The sequence below is a fragment of the Pedobacter sp. genome (assembly GCF_035566355.1).
Taxonomy (GTDB): Bacteria; Bacteroidota; Bacteroidia; order Sphingobacteriales; family Sphingobacteriaceae; genus Pedobacter.
This window is the reverse complement of sequence record NZ_DATMRL010000588.1, coordinates 1-16,538: the sequence shown is the minus strand read 5'-3', so window position 1 is coordinate 16,538 and position 16,538 is coordinate 1. Positions and strand designations below refer to the sequence as shown.

The 16,538-nt window shown below is 43.0% G+C and carries 9 protein-coding genes; 2 read left to right on the top strand and 7 right to left on the bottom strand.

Annotation, left to right across the window (positions count from 1 at the left end):
* Positions 1-9: 9 nt before the first annotated feature.
* Entirely contained in the window at positions 10-3,135 is a 3,126-nt protein-coding gene (locus VNZ46_RS23105; RefSeq protein ID WP_325563038.1) for a SusC/RagA family TonB-linked outer membrane protein, read from the bottom strand.
* A 450-nt stretch (positions 3,136-3,585) separates the two neighbouring features.
* The gene (locus tag VNZ46_RS23100; RefSeq protein ID WP_325563037.1) at positions 3,586-6,063 is read right to left on the bottom strand and encodes a M14 metallopeptidase family protein; all 2,478 of its coding nucleotides are present in this window, start codon (positions 6,061-6,063) and stop codon (positions 3,586-3,588) included.
* A gap of 92 nt (positions 6,064-6,155) precedes the next feature.
* Here VNZ46_RS23100 and VNZ46_RS23095 point away from each other — a divergent pair, with 92 nt between their 5' ends.
* The gene (locus VNZ46_RS23095; protein ID WP_325563035.1) at positions 6,156-7,478 is read left to right on the top strand and encodes a UDP-N-acetylmuramoyl-tripeptide--D-alanyl-D-alanine ligase; all 1,323 of its coding nucleotides are present in this window, start codon (positions 6,156-6,158) and stop codon (positions 7,476-7,478) included.
* Positions 7,479-7,555: 77 nt separating this feature from the next.
* Here VNZ46_RS23095 and VNZ46_RS23090 read toward each other — a convergent pair whose 3' ends face one another.
* The 5 genes from VNZ46_RS23090 to VNZ46_RS23070 all read right to left on the bottom strand — a co-directional run bounded on the left by VNZ46_RS23090 (position 7,556) and on the right by VNZ46_RS23070 (position 12,189).
* Entirely contained in the window at positions 7,556-8,107 is a 552-nt protein-coding gene (locus VNZ46_RS23090) for a hypothetical protein (RefSeq protein ID WP_325563033.1), read from the bottom strand.
* Between the two features lie 113 nt (positions 8,108-8,220).
* Complete coding sequence (locus VNZ46_RS23085) at positions 8,221-8,856, bottom strand: DUF6266 family protein (protein WP_325563031.1); 636 nt, start codon at positions 8,854-8,856, stop codon at positions 8,221-8,223.
* A gap of 232 nt (positions 8,857-9,088) precedes the next feature.
* Positions 9,089-9,577 (bottom strand): gliding motility lipoprotein GldH, encoded by a 489-nt coding sequence (locus VNZ46_RS23080; RefSeq protein WP_325563029.1) that lies wholly within the window; start codon positions 9,575-9,577, stop codon positions 9,089-9,091.
* Complete coding sequence (ricT, locus tag VNZ46_RS23075) at positions 9,564-11,039, bottom strand: regulatory iron-sulfur-containing complex subunit RicT (RefSeq protein ID WP_325563027.1); 1,476 nt, start codon at positions 11,037-11,039, stop codon at positions 9,564-9,566. The genes VNZ46_RS23080 and ricT overlap by 14 nt, the downstream gene beginning before the upstream one ends.
* A 1-nt stretch (position 11,040) precedes the next feature.
* On the bottom strand, positions 11,041-12,189 hold the full coding sequence (locus VNZ46_RS23070) for a hypothetical protein (protein WP_325563025.1): 1,149 nt from the start codon (positions 12,187-12,189) through the stop codon (positions 11,041-11,043).
* Between the two features lie 360 nt (positions 12,190-12,549).
* Between VNZ46_RS23070 and VNZ46_RS23065 the strand changes: the two genes are divergently transcribed.
* Positions 12,550-16,538: beta-ketoacyl synthase N-terminal-like domain-containing protein (locus tag VNZ46_RS23065; RefSeq protein WP_325563023.1), on the top strand; the 3,989-nt coding region annotated here is incomplete at its 3' end.

Here is a 16,538-nt window from a genome sequence, read left to right as displayed (position 1 = left end):
TTTTATCTTCTAAATTTTTACACGTAAGTTAAACCCAATAGTTCTTGTTGAAGGAAAATTATTAAACTCAACGCCCTCACCATTACTTGTAGCCCCAAAAAGGTTCGCCTCAGGATCAATATTAGGAACATGAGACTTTATCAACCATAGATTTCTGCCCTCAATACCTAACTCAAGCCCTTTAATAAATTTAACTTTTTGCTGTAAGAAGGCTGAAGGGATTTTATAGGAGAAATTCACCTCTCTAAGCTTAATAAAAGAAGCATCAAAAATACTTGACTCTGTATTTTCAGAGGTATATTGCCCCCAGTAATCTTCCATACTTTGAACAGGAACAGTATTTGGGACATATGCTCCATTTTTCAAAATCACCCCTTTATCTATAAATATATTACCTCGATTTGCAAGCGTCTCTTCTGCAAGTCCTGAACTTCTTAAGGTCGCAACCGTATTAGAGAACATGATTCCACCCTCTCTGATGTCCACCAGGAAGCTCAGACTAAAATTCTTGTAAGAAAACGTGTTGTTAATTCCCATTGTCCAGTCAGGTGCAGTATTACCCAACCGCTGATCGTTCACCACTTTTCTTAAGCCAGTATTCGCATCTATTACGATATTTCCATTTGGATCACGCTCCCATGCTCCACCATAAATACCAAAAGCTTTTCCTGTTTCTGCTTTAATCTGCAATCCACTCCAACCACTGGCCAAAGGATAAGTAGTAAGATCAGCAGGAAGTGTAACCACCTGCTTGTTTGCAGCAAAATTAACATCCAAGTTCCAGTTAAAATCTCTGGATTTTATTGGGATAAGGCCCAAGGCAATTTCGATCCCTTTGTTTCTAACCGATCCCGCATTAACTGTCTTGAACGCAAAGCCGGTCGACTGTGGCAATGATAAATTAACAATTTGGTCGCTCGTATTACTATTATAATAGGTTACATCCAAACTAATCCTATTCTTTAAAAACTTAAGCTCTGTACCTAATTCTATTGAATTCTGGTTCTGAGGCTTTAAATTCGGATTGGGTATAGTCGAGGGAATGCTGTATCCCAACACCCCATTGAAAGGGAAAGAAGAACCAAAACCATATTGAGCAAAGGCCGTGGTCTGTCCTGCATAAGTAAACGCTAGTGAATATGGCGGTGCATCACTACCAACATTGGCCCAGCTTGCTCTCAATTTACCATAACTCAACCAGCCATTTTCAGGTATAAGTTCGCTAAATACAAATCCGGAGCTTACAGATGGGTAAAAATAAGAATTATTTGCTGTTGGCAAGGTAGAGCTAAAGTCGTTACGGCCTGTCACATTTAAAAACAAGTAATTTTTATAAGACAAACCAACATCGCCATAAATACCCATGATTCTCCTTTTAGACAAATCATTTTGATTAATTACAGAAGCTGCATTTGAAAAATTATAAAGCTCATCTACCGTTAGATTCTGAGCATAAGCCTGATCCGATCTTGAATAACGTTCATAAACATTGTGACCCGCAATTACCTTTAAGTCCAAATCCGGTGTCAGTTTTCTATCCGCTGTTACAATAAAATCATTATTAATCACTCTATTATAAAGATTGGCATTAATAAAACTTCCGGTCAATGCCCCGATTGTTCCATTTCGGGTTGGCAAGAACCTGTTTTCATTATAAAAATCCGTTCCAATATTATCCGAAATCGTTAACCATGGCAAAGGTTTATAAGTCAGAATACCATTCCCAAAAAACCTGTCCACGACATTTGAAGACGTATTATTATTGATAATCCAATACGGGTTGTTACCATTTCTGCTTGGCGTTATCGTAATCTGCGCCTTTGTTACAGGATCAATATAATTATTCTTGATCTGCTCTATATCAAAGTTGGTTGGCAAATAGTTTGTTCCAATCAATACATTGGGGTCATTAGAACTTTGGGTAGGCATACCCTCCCCTTTAGTTCTTGTATAGTTAATATTTGCTCTTACTTCAAATTTATCTGAAATTTTACGCCCTGCGTTAAAAGAAATGGCATTCTTATTTAGCTTTTGCTTTTCAATTATACCACTTTGGACATTGCTGGTATACCCTAAGCGATAATCGCCTTTATCATCTGCTCCCTCAAATGAAATGGAATTGATATAGGTCTTACCCGTATTAAAAAAGTTCTTAGCATTGTCCGGGTGTGCAGTCAGTGCCACTTGATTTCCTAAAAAATCTGTAAATGTCCGCCCCTGAACCTCACTTAATTTTGGCCCCCATGCATTTAATGAAGCGCGGTCATATATACCTTGCGTACCCTGTGCATATTCATTCTGAATTTTTGGAAGAACAAGAATATTATCAAACCTGGTTGTAGAATTAAAAGAAATTGTTGACTGTCCTTTAGCCCCTCGTTTTGTTGTAATTACAATTGCTCCATTTTTCGCTCTTGCGCCATACAATGCGGTGGCCGCAGCACCTTTTAGAACAACCATAGATTCAACATCATCAGAATTTATATCCGATGCACGGTTACCAAAATCAGTTCCGGCACTTCCTTGTGGAACAGCGCCAGCAGACGTAGATACCATTGGAGCCCCGTTATCAACAGGTAAACCATCAACTACAAAAAGCGGTTGGCTGGCATCATTAAACGACGATCCTCCGCGAATCACTATTTTTGACGAACCACCTAATGTACCAGATTGAGAACTAATTCTAACCCCCGCAACTTTTCCAGCAAGAGAGTTCACAATATTTGTCTCCCTGGCTTTTGTCAATTCATCTCCGCTAACCTTTGTTACGGCATATCCAAGAGATTTGGTTTCCCGCTTAATTCCCATGGCGGTTACAACAACCTCACCAAGTGTTTTTGCATCAGCAGTAAGTGAAACGTTGACTACATTTCCTGCGCCAACTGTGACAGATTGCGGAGTAAAACCTATTGAAGAGAAATCAAGTATTGCATTTCCAGAAGGCACCTTGATTGCATACTTTCCATCCGATCCAGTTGCGGCACCTGTTGCGGTACCTCTTAGTTTAACTGAAACGCCCGGAACAGGAAGTCCATCATCCTTTCCCGTTACAGTACCTGTAATTGTTCGATCCTGGGCTATTGCTGCAACAGCAACCGCGAAAACCATGAACAAACTAAGTATAAGTTTTTTCATAAATAAATAAATTTAGGTGAATAATAATAATGTGATAAATGAAGTTATTGAAAATAAGTTCTTCAAAGATGCACGCCCATACATTTTAATAGATTTTTAATTGCTTTTTAATGGGTTTTTAACCTCATTTCTTTAAAAACAACAAAAAAGCCTAATTAAAATCTAGGCGGATGGTCAAAAGGTGGGATTCTTTTACTTTTTATAGAAATTTTTGATAAAAAAGGAATCAGATGCGTCTCTCCGCAAGCCAATGCTATACTGGCAGAGGAGATTCCGCAGAATTCATGTCGTTTAAAATGCATCAAACTATGTATAAATTTTTCCATAGATAGCAAATAAGGTAGATACGTATCGGTATATGTTCTGTTAATTTACCGAAATTTTATCAAAAACAAGAAAATAATTCAATATAAATACTCGATAAATCACATCCAAACAATATTTTACCAATTAATTTACCAAAAAAACAGAATTAACAAAAAGCTGTTTCCCGCTTTCCCAAAACAATCTAAACAAAACATCGCTTCCCAAATACACTACACTACCCCGGCCAATCGGCTGCACGCCGAACAAAAGCCCGTTATCCAATTTCCGTTGCACATTCTTTCCCGCCAGCCCAGCCACATATCCCCCAGGTTTTAACATCCCCACATTCCAGCCCTCTGTTAACGGCTCATAAATTTTGTCCTCAGTCATTAATGTATAGTAATGATCCAGTCCCCAGCTCATCGGATGTGCCTTATCCAGGTTAACCTTATATATAGCACCAGGAATCGCATCATCAAAATCATCTTTTTCCCGGTCCTTATAACTTTGCTGTTTTTTCTTGTCCACTTTAACTACCTCTTCCTTCTTTTTGATCTCAAATGGTTTTTTATCTGCAAAAGCAGCAATTGCCCCTTCCATCAAAATCAGCTTACCACCATTATCCACCCAATCGCCCAGTTTTTCATTCAGATCTTTCGGATAATTACCATCCGGAAGCACCAATACATTGATCTTATTCAGATCCAGATCACCAAGATTTTGTATGCCAATCATCGATACCGGATACTTTAACTCCTGATCAAAAAAGGCCCATACCTCACCAACAGCAAGCGAAGCCGTTTCCGGCCCTGAAACAATCCCCACCTTGGGCGCTGTCAACAGCGTATAAGCCGAAGACCCAAAATCCCTTCCCTTATCTACAAAACCACTCATTATATACCTCAGTTGAACCCCAAACTGATCCGCAATCGCCTCAACTTTGGCGCCCACTAAAGGGGAAATTTTCTCATTCTCTCTCCTGTATACCAATAAAGTTCCCGGCTTATAGCTCTGACCTTCAGAAGTAAATGCCTCCTCAGCCACCCGCACCTTAATCCCAGACCGCTGCAAAGCCATCAACACTTGCGCATCTTCCATAGAATTCCAGGAAAAAGCCCAGGCATAAGGATCTTTAACCACTTTTCTAGAAACCGTCGCTTCAGACAGATCTGCATAATTCCCTCTTATCGGTTCTTTAAGTGCATAGGCCGTTAAACCATAAGCATAAGGCAATGCCCAGGCCGTAATATCATAAGTATTAGAATCCGTTACTACTGTGGACGGTTCAAACAATACACTCGCCAGTACCGCCTTTGGCTGACGCAAATTCAGCACCAGATCATTTCGCTCCAGCTTGAAATTCCCGGATTTACGGGTTTCAAAATTAAAACCACTCAGCTGCTGCGTTCCTCCAAAAGAAAACTCAATTTGATTTTTAGCCAGCAATCTGGCCAGCTTTTTTAATCTTGGCAAATTATCTGCCTTCACCACATAGCTTTGGTAATTGCCTGGCGGAGAAGCCACCGAACGCTCAAAATAAGCTGCAAATTCCGTCAACAACCTTTCTTTATGCGTGGAAACAGACTCCAAGGTCGCCATACTCGTGGTAAAATGATGCGTGATTCTGTCTTTCAGGGTCAAGGTATCCTTATCTACAGTCACCACAGCCAAACCAGCATTAATGCCCCCCTGTTCATAGGTCATTCCAATCGCACCATTATATAAAGGATAGGTATCCCCATACGAAGGATACAACAAATCAAAACGTTCTTTGGTAAAATACTGCCAGCCGTTCTGATCAAAATACTTTGCATTGTTCTTTCCCGCAATGACCTGGAACTCCCTTTGCCAGGAATTGATGTCCTGATGCACAGGTTCGGCCGCCGGCGCAAAATAATAAGGTTCATTATAACTCTGTTCATGAAAATCTACATGCACTTCAGGCATCCAGTCCTGATACAAAGCCAAACGCTGCTGTGTTTCTACCTGTGTTTGCCAGGCCCAATCCCGGTTCAAATCAAAATAATAATGGTTCGAACGCCCTCTTGGCCAGGGCTCTACATGTTCCCTTGCTTCGGGATCTGCATTAGGAACACTTCCCACCACCGAATTAAAAAAATTTACATACCTGTCCCGGCCGTCCGGATTCAAACAAGGATCGATAATGACTACCGTATTGCTCAGCCATTGCTTTACATTTGCGGCAGTGCCTTCGGCCAAAGTATACAAGGTTTTCATAGAAGTTTCCGTAGAACTGGCTTCATTGCCGTGCACATTATAACTCAGCCAAAGCACCACAGGCTGTTTCGCCAGTTCAAAATTCCTTTTACCAGCCTTACTCATCAACAGGTTATTTTTCCGGATTTCCTCCAGTCTGCCTATATTATTTTCGGAAGAAACGATAGCCACGAGCAGCTCCTTCCCTTCATTTGATTTCCCGTAAGAGATCAGCTTTATATTCTTATGTACAGAAGCCACATACTTAAAATAATCCACCACTTTTTGGTGCGGCGTAAAGTGACTGCCCAGTTTATAGCCTAAATAATCATCGGGCGATTTGGTTTGCGCCTGAACTGAAACCATTGTGCCAGCCAGTAAAAGAGAGAGAAAAAGATGCTTCATAAGAATAAATATACTCCAAAATACTAAAGATAATTTTTTGTTTGTGATCCATAGTGTAATTTTACCTATACATTCAATTCTTTTTAACCCGCATGTCAAACATCGAATCTCTTTATCAGCACTATTTAACATACAGAACCATTTCTACCGACACCAGGAACATCACCAGGGGCTGCCTGTTTTTTGCCTTAAAGGGAGAACACTTTGACGCCAATACCTTTGCTCAACAAGCCCTGGAACAAGGCGCTGCCTATGCCATCATAGACAATCCGAGCTACCGGATCAACGAGCAATGTATTTTAGTAGAGGATGTTCTGACCACCTTGCAGGAACTGGCCAAACACCACCGCCAGCAATTGAATATTCCTGTGATTGGCTTAACCGGAAGCAATGGAAAAACCACAACCAAAGAATTGATCAATGCCGTACTCAGCCAGAAATACAAAACCTTTGCCACCAAAGGCAATCTAAATAACCATATTGGCGTGCCGCTATCCCTGCTTTCTATCCATGACGAAACAGAAATTGCCGTTATAGAAATGGGTGCGAACCATCAGAAAGAGATTGAGTTTTTATGCACCCTGTCCCAGCCTACCCATGGCCTGATCACCAATGTAGGCATGGCGCATCTGGATGGATTTGGAGGCTTTGAAGGTGTTAAAAAAGGAAAAGCAGAACTTTACGCCTATCTAAAAGAACATGCTGGTTATGCTTTCATCAACCATAACAATTCATATTTAATGGAGATGAGTACAAAAGCAGGCCTGAACAAAATAGTCTACTACGGAACTGAAGAAGAGAACGAACAAAATTACGCCGTTTCCGGAACCTTAATTAAAGCAGATCCTTTCATTGAGATCAGCTGGACAGGACAAGATGCCTCTGCACAACATCAAAATGTAAAAGCAAACCTGACGGGGGCCTATAATTTCGAAAATATATTGGCAGCCATTTGCATAGGGCAGTTCTTTGACCTTGATGCAGCTGCAATAAACAATGGCCTGACCAATTATTTTCCAAGCAATAACCGTTCACAGCTTGCCAAAACAGAATCCAACACCGTTATCTGCGACTTTTACAACGCCAATCCCAGCAGTATGTCTGCTGCCCTGACCAATATAAAAGGTCTGTCTGCAGAAAATAAAGTGGCTATTATAGGTGATATGTTTGAATTAGGACCTGAATCTCTTGAACAACACGGTCTGATCGCCGCAAAAGCAGAACAAGCCGGATTAAACACTTTAGTCTTTATAGGAAAAGATTTTTATGCTTATAAAGACAAATACAAAGGTCATTTCTTTACTACACCGCAGGAAGCCCGTGAATTTTTACAAGCGAATCCGGTAAACAACAGTCTAGTTTTATTGAAAGGATCAAGAGGGATGGCACTGGAACAGTTGATGCCGCTGTTGTAATTCTTTACCAACCCCTCTCTACTTATTATAAACAGACAAAATAATTTCAAGCATTAAAACATCAAATGCTTGATTTACTAATTTACATCGATAACCAGACAACTACTTAATGGATTATCATCGTAATGCACTCTAAGTGTTTGTTCAAAGAATTTGAGATACGAATGTATCTCCTCATAAAAAACCCTTTCTCCCATCGTTAACCGTATAGCAGATGCTCGTACGGGAATCATTTTATCGTCCACCGATGTCATATGCTCCACCCTGTCATGACCAAAAACACGGTTAAAGCTATCACTCAGAAACTGAAACAATTCCGGAATAGCTGGCCAGTTCTCCAGAAAAGATAAAATAGACCCACAATACTCCTCTAAATAATTCGGATTAGCCTTACAAGCATCCTTGTAATATTCCTTTAAAAAAGGATATAAATACTGTTCCAGGATTTCCGGTTTTAACTTCCATACATACCTGCCATTCCTCTCTTCACAATTGAAAAGATCAGGCTTTCCAATGATTGTAGATGCAAATTTATCTTTTGTTGTGCCCTTAACTGTTTGTATTGCATCAACAGAAACAATATCAGCAGAAAATTCCAGAAAAATCCTTGTTGCTAAATAATCTCCCATTTTAAATTTTTTTTAATTGGTTAAGGATACCAATGTATATATTGTAATTTAAAATGTCATTATTTACTCAAAGATTAAATAAAAACAACATAAAAGAAACAAACAATGGTTACTTACCACTGATCCAACACGCCCAGATACTGACTGCTCGACTGCCTTGATCTATCCTTTGCTACAAAGCCCAGATAGATGTGTAAGGATTGTCCGATCAACTTGTCCTTTAACTTTACCACCTCTGTTCCAGCACTTCTGAATGCTCCGATATTCACATACACTGCTTGTTGGCCTTTAAGATCAATCACCAGGAGCATCGCCTGATCACGTTCATTTCCTCCCGCGGGAGTACCCACATCCCAATGTACCCGAAGAACTTTTGGGCTTTCCAGTACAAACTGCGCATCTTCAACTCCGGGGAGATCTCCTCCGGTAACCATAAATTTTTCCGGATCGATATAAAAATCAGGTGCATCACCTGCAACAGCAAACTTTCTGTTGTAAGATAAAGCTCCTCTCATTCCACCTGTTGGGGTATAATAATTTTTAAACCCATTCTGAATAAAGGGAAGAATCATTGAAAGTGTATCTTGTACCAGTTTAAATTTACTGGTATTTTTAATTTCTCCCTCCGTATATTTCGCTGTACGTTCGGTAAGCCCGCGCATAATATTTTTACCATTCATGGTATAACCGACCACCGTACCCACTTTTCCGCTGAACCCACCCAGGATTCCATTTTTTATAATTGCCATAAGGTTCTATTTGGTTAAAAACGACAGACCCTCTTCCCAGAAGGTGTTCGCCTTTTAACATAAACAAAACAGAAATTAAAAAGTTTTAAATAAGAAATCAACACGCTTTTTAAACGTGTTAAAAGCGAGTATAAAGCGTGTTAAAAGCCTGATTATTTCTTTTAAAAAGCAAACAGTTCTTTAGCCCAGCGTAAACACAGGCCAACCTCTAACAAAGAAATTTTTAAGCTATTTATTGTTCTGCAGTGCTCACGGTGATCCCCGCATCACTGATCTCCTGCAATGGATTGTCCCTCATGTTCTGCTCAATCACCAATTCATATTTCCCCGCAGCAGGAAAACGATATTGGGTCAGCAAAGGAAAGGTATAGGTAAATAAATTACCTGAGCCTGAACCGAGCCATTGTCCGTCGGGTTGGGCCAGTTTAAAGCCATACCTCCGGGTTAACTTTTTACCCCCGGCTGGTTTAACATGAAATAAGATGTAAATATTCGAATACCTGTAATCTGCCGTATGACGCAATCTGAAAAAGATATTATAGGCTTTTGCAGGATCTTTAATGTCTACGGTTGCACTCACCTTATTGATATAACTCCACCTGTGCTGGTCCATAGAAACATTCAGGTCAGTAACATTATTACTGGTGCAACCGCTCCATAAAACGACCGCCAGTAAAGCGATACTCCATAAAGAAAAAACCAGGGATTTATTCTGCTTCATTTTTAGGTTTATCCGATGAGGGCTTGTTACGTCTGCGGTTATTTCTATTCCTGTTCCTGCTCGCTGAAGGCTGACCTGTTGCAGCCGGAGCTTGCCCTGCTACTGCCGGATCACCGGGCACTTTACTTGGTTTTTGGCCTTCTCCCGGTGCCTTTTTGGGCTGTTCCGGTCTTCTGTTCTCTTGTTTTTTAACCTGATCAGGTTTTTTGCCTTGTTCAGGCTTCTTGCCCTGCTCTGGTTTTTTGCCCTGTTCCGGTTTATTTTTTGCTTGCTGCTGTTGCACAGGACGCCCGGCTTTTTCCGGCCTGTTGTTGTTATTGTTTCTCTGACCGCCGTTCTTTTGACGGTTACCTTGTTTTCTCTTCTCGTCCAAACGGGTCAGGCTATCCTGTCCAACCACATTTTCATAATCGTGTACTTTTTCAACCACGGCTGCTGTAGCCAGGAAAACAGCCTCCTCTTTTAAATTAACTGGTTTCTGGCCTTTTTTATTCATGGCCATGATCTCTTTTACACGATCTACTTTCAAGGGAATCCAGTCTTCCTGATTGGCATAACTGAACCACATCACCTTTTTAAAGATATCTGTTTTCTGATGACGTGCCACACCAACCTCGGTGTGCAAACTGTCAATTCTATCCGGAATGTCTTTTAGGGCATCCAGGTAAGTATCCAGTTCATAGTTCAGGCAGCATTTCAGCTTACCACACTGGCCGGCAAGTTTTAAGGTATTGAGAGACAGGTTCTGGTACCGGGCCGCAGCTGTAGATACCGTTTTAAAGTTGGTCAGCCAGGTAGAGCAGCACAGCTCGCGTCCGCAGGAGCCAATTCCACCAAGTCTTCCGGCTTCCTGACGCATCCCGATCTGGCGCATTTCGATCCTGATCCTGAAGGTTTCTGCCATTTTTTTAATCAGCTCCCTGAAATCCACACGCCCCTCTGCCGTATAGAAGAAAGTCGCTTTAGTCTTATCCCCCTGGTAATCCACATCACTGATTTTCATCGATAAACGAAGGTCTAAAGCCAGTTTACGGGCCTTATGCATGGTTTCCCATTCCATATCCTTGGCCACCTTCCATTTCTCCACATCGGCTTCTGTTGCCTTACGGTAAACTTTTCGGGTCACCTGGTCCATATTGGTTTTACGACGTTTCATTTGCGTCCTCACCAGTTCACCGGTTAAAGAAACATGACCGATATCGTAGCCTCCGGTCGGTCCTTCAACGGCGATCAGTTCGCCAATCTCCAGGTATATATTGTCGCTGTTCAGGAAAAATTCTTTCCTTGCGCCTTTAAATTTAACTTCTATAACCGGGAAAGGAGCATAATTTGATGGCATATCCAAATTAGACAGCCAATCGTATACTTCCATTTTGCCGCATCCACCTGTAAGGCATGAGCCATTACTTTTGCAGCCTGCAGGGGCACAACCGCCACCCGTCGAACAACTTCCACATCCCATATTAACTATATATATATTGAGTCCCTTTCGGGAGCGTTTTAAACTTAATTATTTTGACTAGCTGTAAAGATACATCTAAAAACAGAATTTTAGGATTTGCATTCCTTTCTATATGATAATGCGCCAGTTCCAATTCAGAAATGATGGCCTCAGCCATATTTAAAGTCAGTACATGCGCAGATAATTTTTTTGCAGTGTCCATGGTCCTTGCCGGAAGTTTCACCAAATCTTCTGCCCCGCTCAGCAGCAAACTGCATTCTCTGAGAAAGCTGATCCCATATTTCAGGAAGTTCTTTTGGTTTTCCCTTCCCCATCCTGCGGCCTGCTCTGTAAAACCGATCAGGTCCAGCACCCGGTTTCCATATCCCATTCTCAGCCACTCGGCAAACTTATCCGCATGATCGTTCTGGGTATGCTCTACCAGCAATTTGGCCTCTATCAAATTTCCATCGGCCAGGAAACTATATTCAGTAGCCTGTTGCTGGCTCAGTCCATGTTGTTCCACCAGGTAATTCTCTATGGTCGCATCCGGTAATTTAGGGATTTTTACAATCTGGGTCCTGGATAACAAGGTGGACAGGATTTGTTCCTGGTTATTGGCCACCAGGATAAACAAGGTGTTTTTAGGTGGTTCCTCAATAATTTTAAGCAGGGAATTTCCTTCTTTATCCAAAAATTCCGGAAGCCACATGATCAGAACTTTTGTTTCTCCCTCAAAAGCTTTATAACTTAATTTTTTGATGATGTCATGACATTCGGCAATATTGATATTGGCCTGTTTATTCTCTGCATTTAGTTTGGAGCGCCAGATGTCGAGGTCAAAATAGGGATCTTCGAGCAGCATACTTCTCCATTCATCCAGCACATCAACCGCTATTCTAACGTCTTTTGACGCAAAGAAAGGATAGGAAAAGTGAAGATCGGGATGGATATAACGCTCATATTTTCTGCAGGAAGAGCAGATTCCACAACTGTCTGCCGGGGTTTTATCCAGGCAATTGATGTATTGCGCATAAGCAATGGCCAATGGCAATGCCCCACTACCATCGCAGGAAAGAAAGAGCTGTGCATGGCTCACCCTGTTCTCTGCAACAGTTTGCAACAACTGTTCTTTTATGGCTTCTTGTCCGGTAATCTCTTTGAATTGCATTGGGTGCAAAATAGTGATTTTTTAAGATATTTCAGCCTTACCTTGATTTGCTCCATTTAAAGACCTGTCCCACTATGGTGACTAAAATCAGCTTTATTCTTTTTGTTCATTATGCCAGAAAAAAAGGTTATCCCTTTTTTGATTCCTAGTTTTGTTATTATAAAAGCACAGGGCAAACACGATTAACTGTTTTTCTAAAAATCTGGTAACAATTATTTAACACGGCCTGTTTTTTTTTAACGTTAAGGTGTTTTTACAAGAAATCCTGCTGTTTTTCGCCAGAAAAAATGCAACCCCTTGAAATATTACTCTAAAAACCCCTATAAAACACCATAAAACCCTACAAAATCCTCCCTACTCATGAAAACCCCATTGATAATCGGAATAACGCCCTTTGAAAAACCGGATCTATCACTCGTACTTACTCTTGAAAAAGCAGGTGCTTTTCCCGTTCTTCATTTAGGTAGAAATCTGGAACTGGCCCAGGAGGCCCTGGAACAGCTGGCTGCAACATCTTCTGCTGGTTTCGGTGTCTGTTTCGGCAATAATGATTTAAAAAACCTCCAATTACCCGCACAAGCAAAATTGGTTATTGCACCTTATGGTCTGAGCATATCCAGGCAAAAAGACACTAAATTTTTCTACCAGGTACACAATCTGGAAGAAGCCCGCAATGCCCTGGCAGAAAAGGCGGATGGAATCATTGTAAAAGGTAACGAAGGTGCCGGCCTGGTGGGCTATGAATCTTCTTATATTTTGTTCCAGCGGGTCATCCAGGAAATTAAGGATATTCCGGTATATGTTCAGGGGGGTGTGGGTAGTCATACCGCTGCTGCATTAGTGGCTTGCGGGGCTGCAGGTGTGGTACTGGACAGTCAATTGGCCTTGTTTCCGGAATGTACTGTTCCAGCGGCCATCAAACAGGTCTGTGAAAAACTCAATGGTAATGAAACCAAGCTGATCGGTCGTTACAGGGTACTGGCACGCCCAAACTCTCCTGCACTGCCAGAGGAGGTGTCTGAAGAAACACTCCTCACTTATTTTAATGATTTTGACCTGGAGAAGAGTTACCTCCCAATGGGACAAGACATTGCACTGGCTACAGACCTGGTCGCACGCTATGGAAAGCTGGATAAAATGGTCTTTGGATTTAAGGAAGCCATCTACGGTCACCTGAACCAGGCCAAATCCTTAAATGTGATCCGTCCTGATAATGCACTGGCACAGGATCTTCAGATCACCTACCCCATCGCACAAGGTCCAATGACCCGGGTAAGTGATGTGGCTCCTTTTGCCCAGGCCGTAGGAGAAGCGGGTGCTTTACCTTTTATTGCCTTGTCTTTGCTCAAGGGCCAGCAAGCCAGAGAACTGATCCGGGAAACCAAACAACGTTCCGGCAGCCGCCCCTGGGGTGTAGGAATCCTGGGATTTGCCCCGGCAGAATTACGTGAAGAACAATTGGAATATATTAAAGCAGAAATGCCGCCGGTGGTCCTTATTGCCGGAGGAAGGCCTTCTCAGGCTAAACCTCTGGAAAAATTAGGCATCAAAACTTTCCTTCATGTACCTTCGGTATCGCTGCTGGACATGTTCCTGAAAGAAGGTGCCCGGAGGTTTGTATTTGAGGGCCGCGAATGCGGTGGCCATGTAGGGCCATTATCTAGTATGGTGCTCTGGGAAAAACAAATAGAAAGGCTGCTTCAGGAGGATAAACCCGAAGAAATCAGTGTTTTTTTTGCCGGAGGCATTCACGATGCTTTGTCCTCTGCTTTTGTTGCGGTGATGTCTGCTTCTATCGCTGCTAAAGGGGTAAAGGTAGGCGTATTGATGGGTACTGCTTACTTATATACCAAAGAAGCTGTTGAGACCGGGGCTATCCGGGAGCAGTTCCAGGAGCAGGCTTGTCAATCTGATGATACCGTATTGCTGGAAACCGCGCCGGGTCACGAGACCCGCTGTCTGAATTCAAATTTTGCGCTGTTCTTTAACGAAGAGAAACAGCGGCTCCTGAAAACTGGTGTAGATAAAAAAGAAATCTGGGCCAAACTGGAAACCCTGAATGTAGGCCGTCTGCGTATAGCAGCAAAAGGAATTGAGCGTCAGGGCGACCAGCTGGTGGCTATTGACGAACAAGGGCAGCTGAACCTGGGTATGTATATGATTGGCCAGGTGGCCGCCATGTGGAACAAAGTTATTTCTATCCTTGATCTGCACAAAGATGTAGCGGAAGGAAACTATACCTATATACAGGAAGCCCTGCTTCCTGCTCCCCCAGAAGCCAAAGAGAAATCCCTCCACGTCGCTATCGTGGGCATGGCCTGTATTTTCCCGGCTGCAAAAAACATAGAAGAATACTGGAGGAATATTGTACTGGGACAGGACGCCGTAACTGAAGTACCTGATGAGCGCTGGAACAAGCAATTGTATTACAACCCGGAATCCAGCGCTGGCGACATGTCTCATTCCAAATGGGGTGGTTTTATCCCTAAAATAGATTTTGACCCCCTGGAATATGGCATCCCGCCGCAGTCTCTGGCTGCGATAGAACCTACACAACTCCTGAGTTTAATGGTGGCCAAGCAGGCCATGGAGAACGCGGGCTATACAGACGGGAATTTCAATGCGGAGAATGTATCGGTGATCATCGGTGCCGAAGGCGGAAATGACCTGGCCAACAGTTATAGCTTCAGAGGATTTTACAAACAGGTTTTTGGAGAAATGCCGGAAGAGCTGGATACTGCCCTCCCTAAAACAACGGAAGATTCCTTTCCCGGGATTTTAGCCAATGTCATTTCGGGACGCATCACCAACCGTTTGAACCTGGGTGGAAGAAACTTTACTGTTGATGCCGCCTGTGCCTCCTCACTGGCTGCTCTTGACCTGGCCTGCCAGGAACTGTTTTTAGAAAAATCAGACATGGTACTGGCGGGTGGAGCAGACCTCCATAACGGAATTAACGATTACCTGATGTTTTCCGGCACGCATGCACTCTCCCGTAAAGGCAGGTGTGCCACTTTTGATGCAGAGGCAGATGGCATTGCCCTTGGCGAAGGGATAGCCATGCTGGTCTTGAAACGTGAAGAAGATGCCATCCGGGATGGCGATAAAATATATGCAGTGATACAGGGTATTGGTGGTTCCAGTGATGGAAAAAGCCTGGGCCTTACTGCCCCAAGAAAATCCGGACAGGTGAAAGCTCTGGCCCGGGCCTATGATCAGGCAGGGATTTCTCCTGCTGTCCTTGGCCTGGTAGAAGCCCATGGAACAGGCACGGTAGTGGGGGATAAGACAGAACTCAGTGCTTTGACCGATATGCTGAACCAATCCGGGGCCCTCGCTGGCCAAACCCACCTGGGCTCTGTAAAAACACAGATCGGACACACCAAATGTGCTGCTGGTCTGGCCGGCCTGATCAAAGCCACTCTGGCTGTATATCATGGGGTAAAGCCTCCGACCATCCACCTCAAAAATCCAAACAGTTATTATAATCCGGCCACCAGTCCTTTTGCATTCCATACGGAGGCAGGCTTATGGATGGAAGAAAAACGCTATGCGGGCGTCAGCGCCTTTGGTTTTGGCGGCACCAATTTTCATGCAGTGATTGAAAGTGGTCCTGCAGCAAAGTCTTCAGCGGTGTTACAATCCTGGCCATCGGAGCTTTTTGTGTTCAGAGGAAATACCTATGAAGAAGCCAGTGCACAGTTGGGGGCAGTAAAAACCTTGCTGGAAGGAAATGACAACATCTGTTTAAAAGACATTGCCTTTAGCCTGGCCACAGCGAGCAGCAAACCTGTGCAACTGAGCATTGTGGCCGACAGGGATGAAGACCTGATCATGAAAATTGACCTGGCTTTATCTGGCGTAGAAAGCAAGGATACCTATATCACCCGGAAAAAGGAGGGCAAAGTGGCCTTTATGTTCCCCGGCCAGGGCAGTCAGCGGATCAATATGGCCAGAGATCTTTTTGTGATTTTTCCAGCCATGCGCAGTCTATTAAAAGGCCATAGCGAATACGAACAAGTATTGTTTCCGAATGCGGTGTTTAACGACGCTGCCCTAAAGGCACAAAAAGAACGGATCAAAGATACCAGGATGGCCCAGCCGCTGTTGGGTATTGTTGATCTGGCCATTGCCAATTTCCTGAAAGACCTGGGTATAGAACCGGATATGGTGGCCGGACACAGTTACGGAGAACTTCCGGCCTTATGTTTTGCCGGTGCTTTTGACACAGACCAGCTGGTCCATCTGAGCGAACAACGGGCCAGGGCTATCCTGGAGGCTGTAGAAGGTGAAGACACCGGCGCGATGATCGCAGTGAGCTGCAAAGAAGAAGACATCAATAAATTTAT

Bases quoted from the DNA above. Each gene is read 5' to 3' on its own strand.
- VNZ46_RS23105 (WP_325563038.1), bottom strand. From the start codon at position 3,135: ATGAAAAAACTTATACTTAGTTTGTTCATGGTTTTCGCGGTTGCTGTT.
- VNZ46_RS23100 (WP_325563037.1), bottom strand. From the start codon at position 6,063: ATGAAGCATCTTTTTCTCTCTCTTTTACTGGCTGGCACAATGGTTTCA.
- VNZ46_RS23095 (WP_325563035.1), top strand. From the start codon at position 6,156: ATGTCAAACATCGAATCTCTTTATCAGCACTATTTAACATACAGAACC.
- VNZ46_RS23090 (WP_325563033.1), bottom strand. From the start codon at position 8,107: ATGGGAGATTATTTAGCAACAAGGATTTTTCTGGAATTTTCTGCTGAT.
- VNZ46_RS23085 (WP_325563031.1), bottom strand. From the start codon at position 8,856: ATGGCAATTATAAAAAATGGAATCCTGGGTGGGTTCAGCGGAAAAGTG.
- VNZ46_RS23080 (WP_325563029.1), bottom strand. From the start codon at position 9,577: ATGAAGCAGAATAAATCCCTGGTTTTTTCTTTATGGAGTATCGCTTTA.
- ricT (WP_325563027.1), bottom strand. From the start codon at position 11,039: ATGGGATGTGGAAGTTGTTCGACGGGTGGCGGTTGTGCCCCTGCAGGC.
- VNZ46_RS23070 (WP_325563025.1), bottom strand. From the start codon at position 12,189: ATGCAATTCAAAGAGATTACCGGACAAGAAGCCATAAAAGAACAGTTG.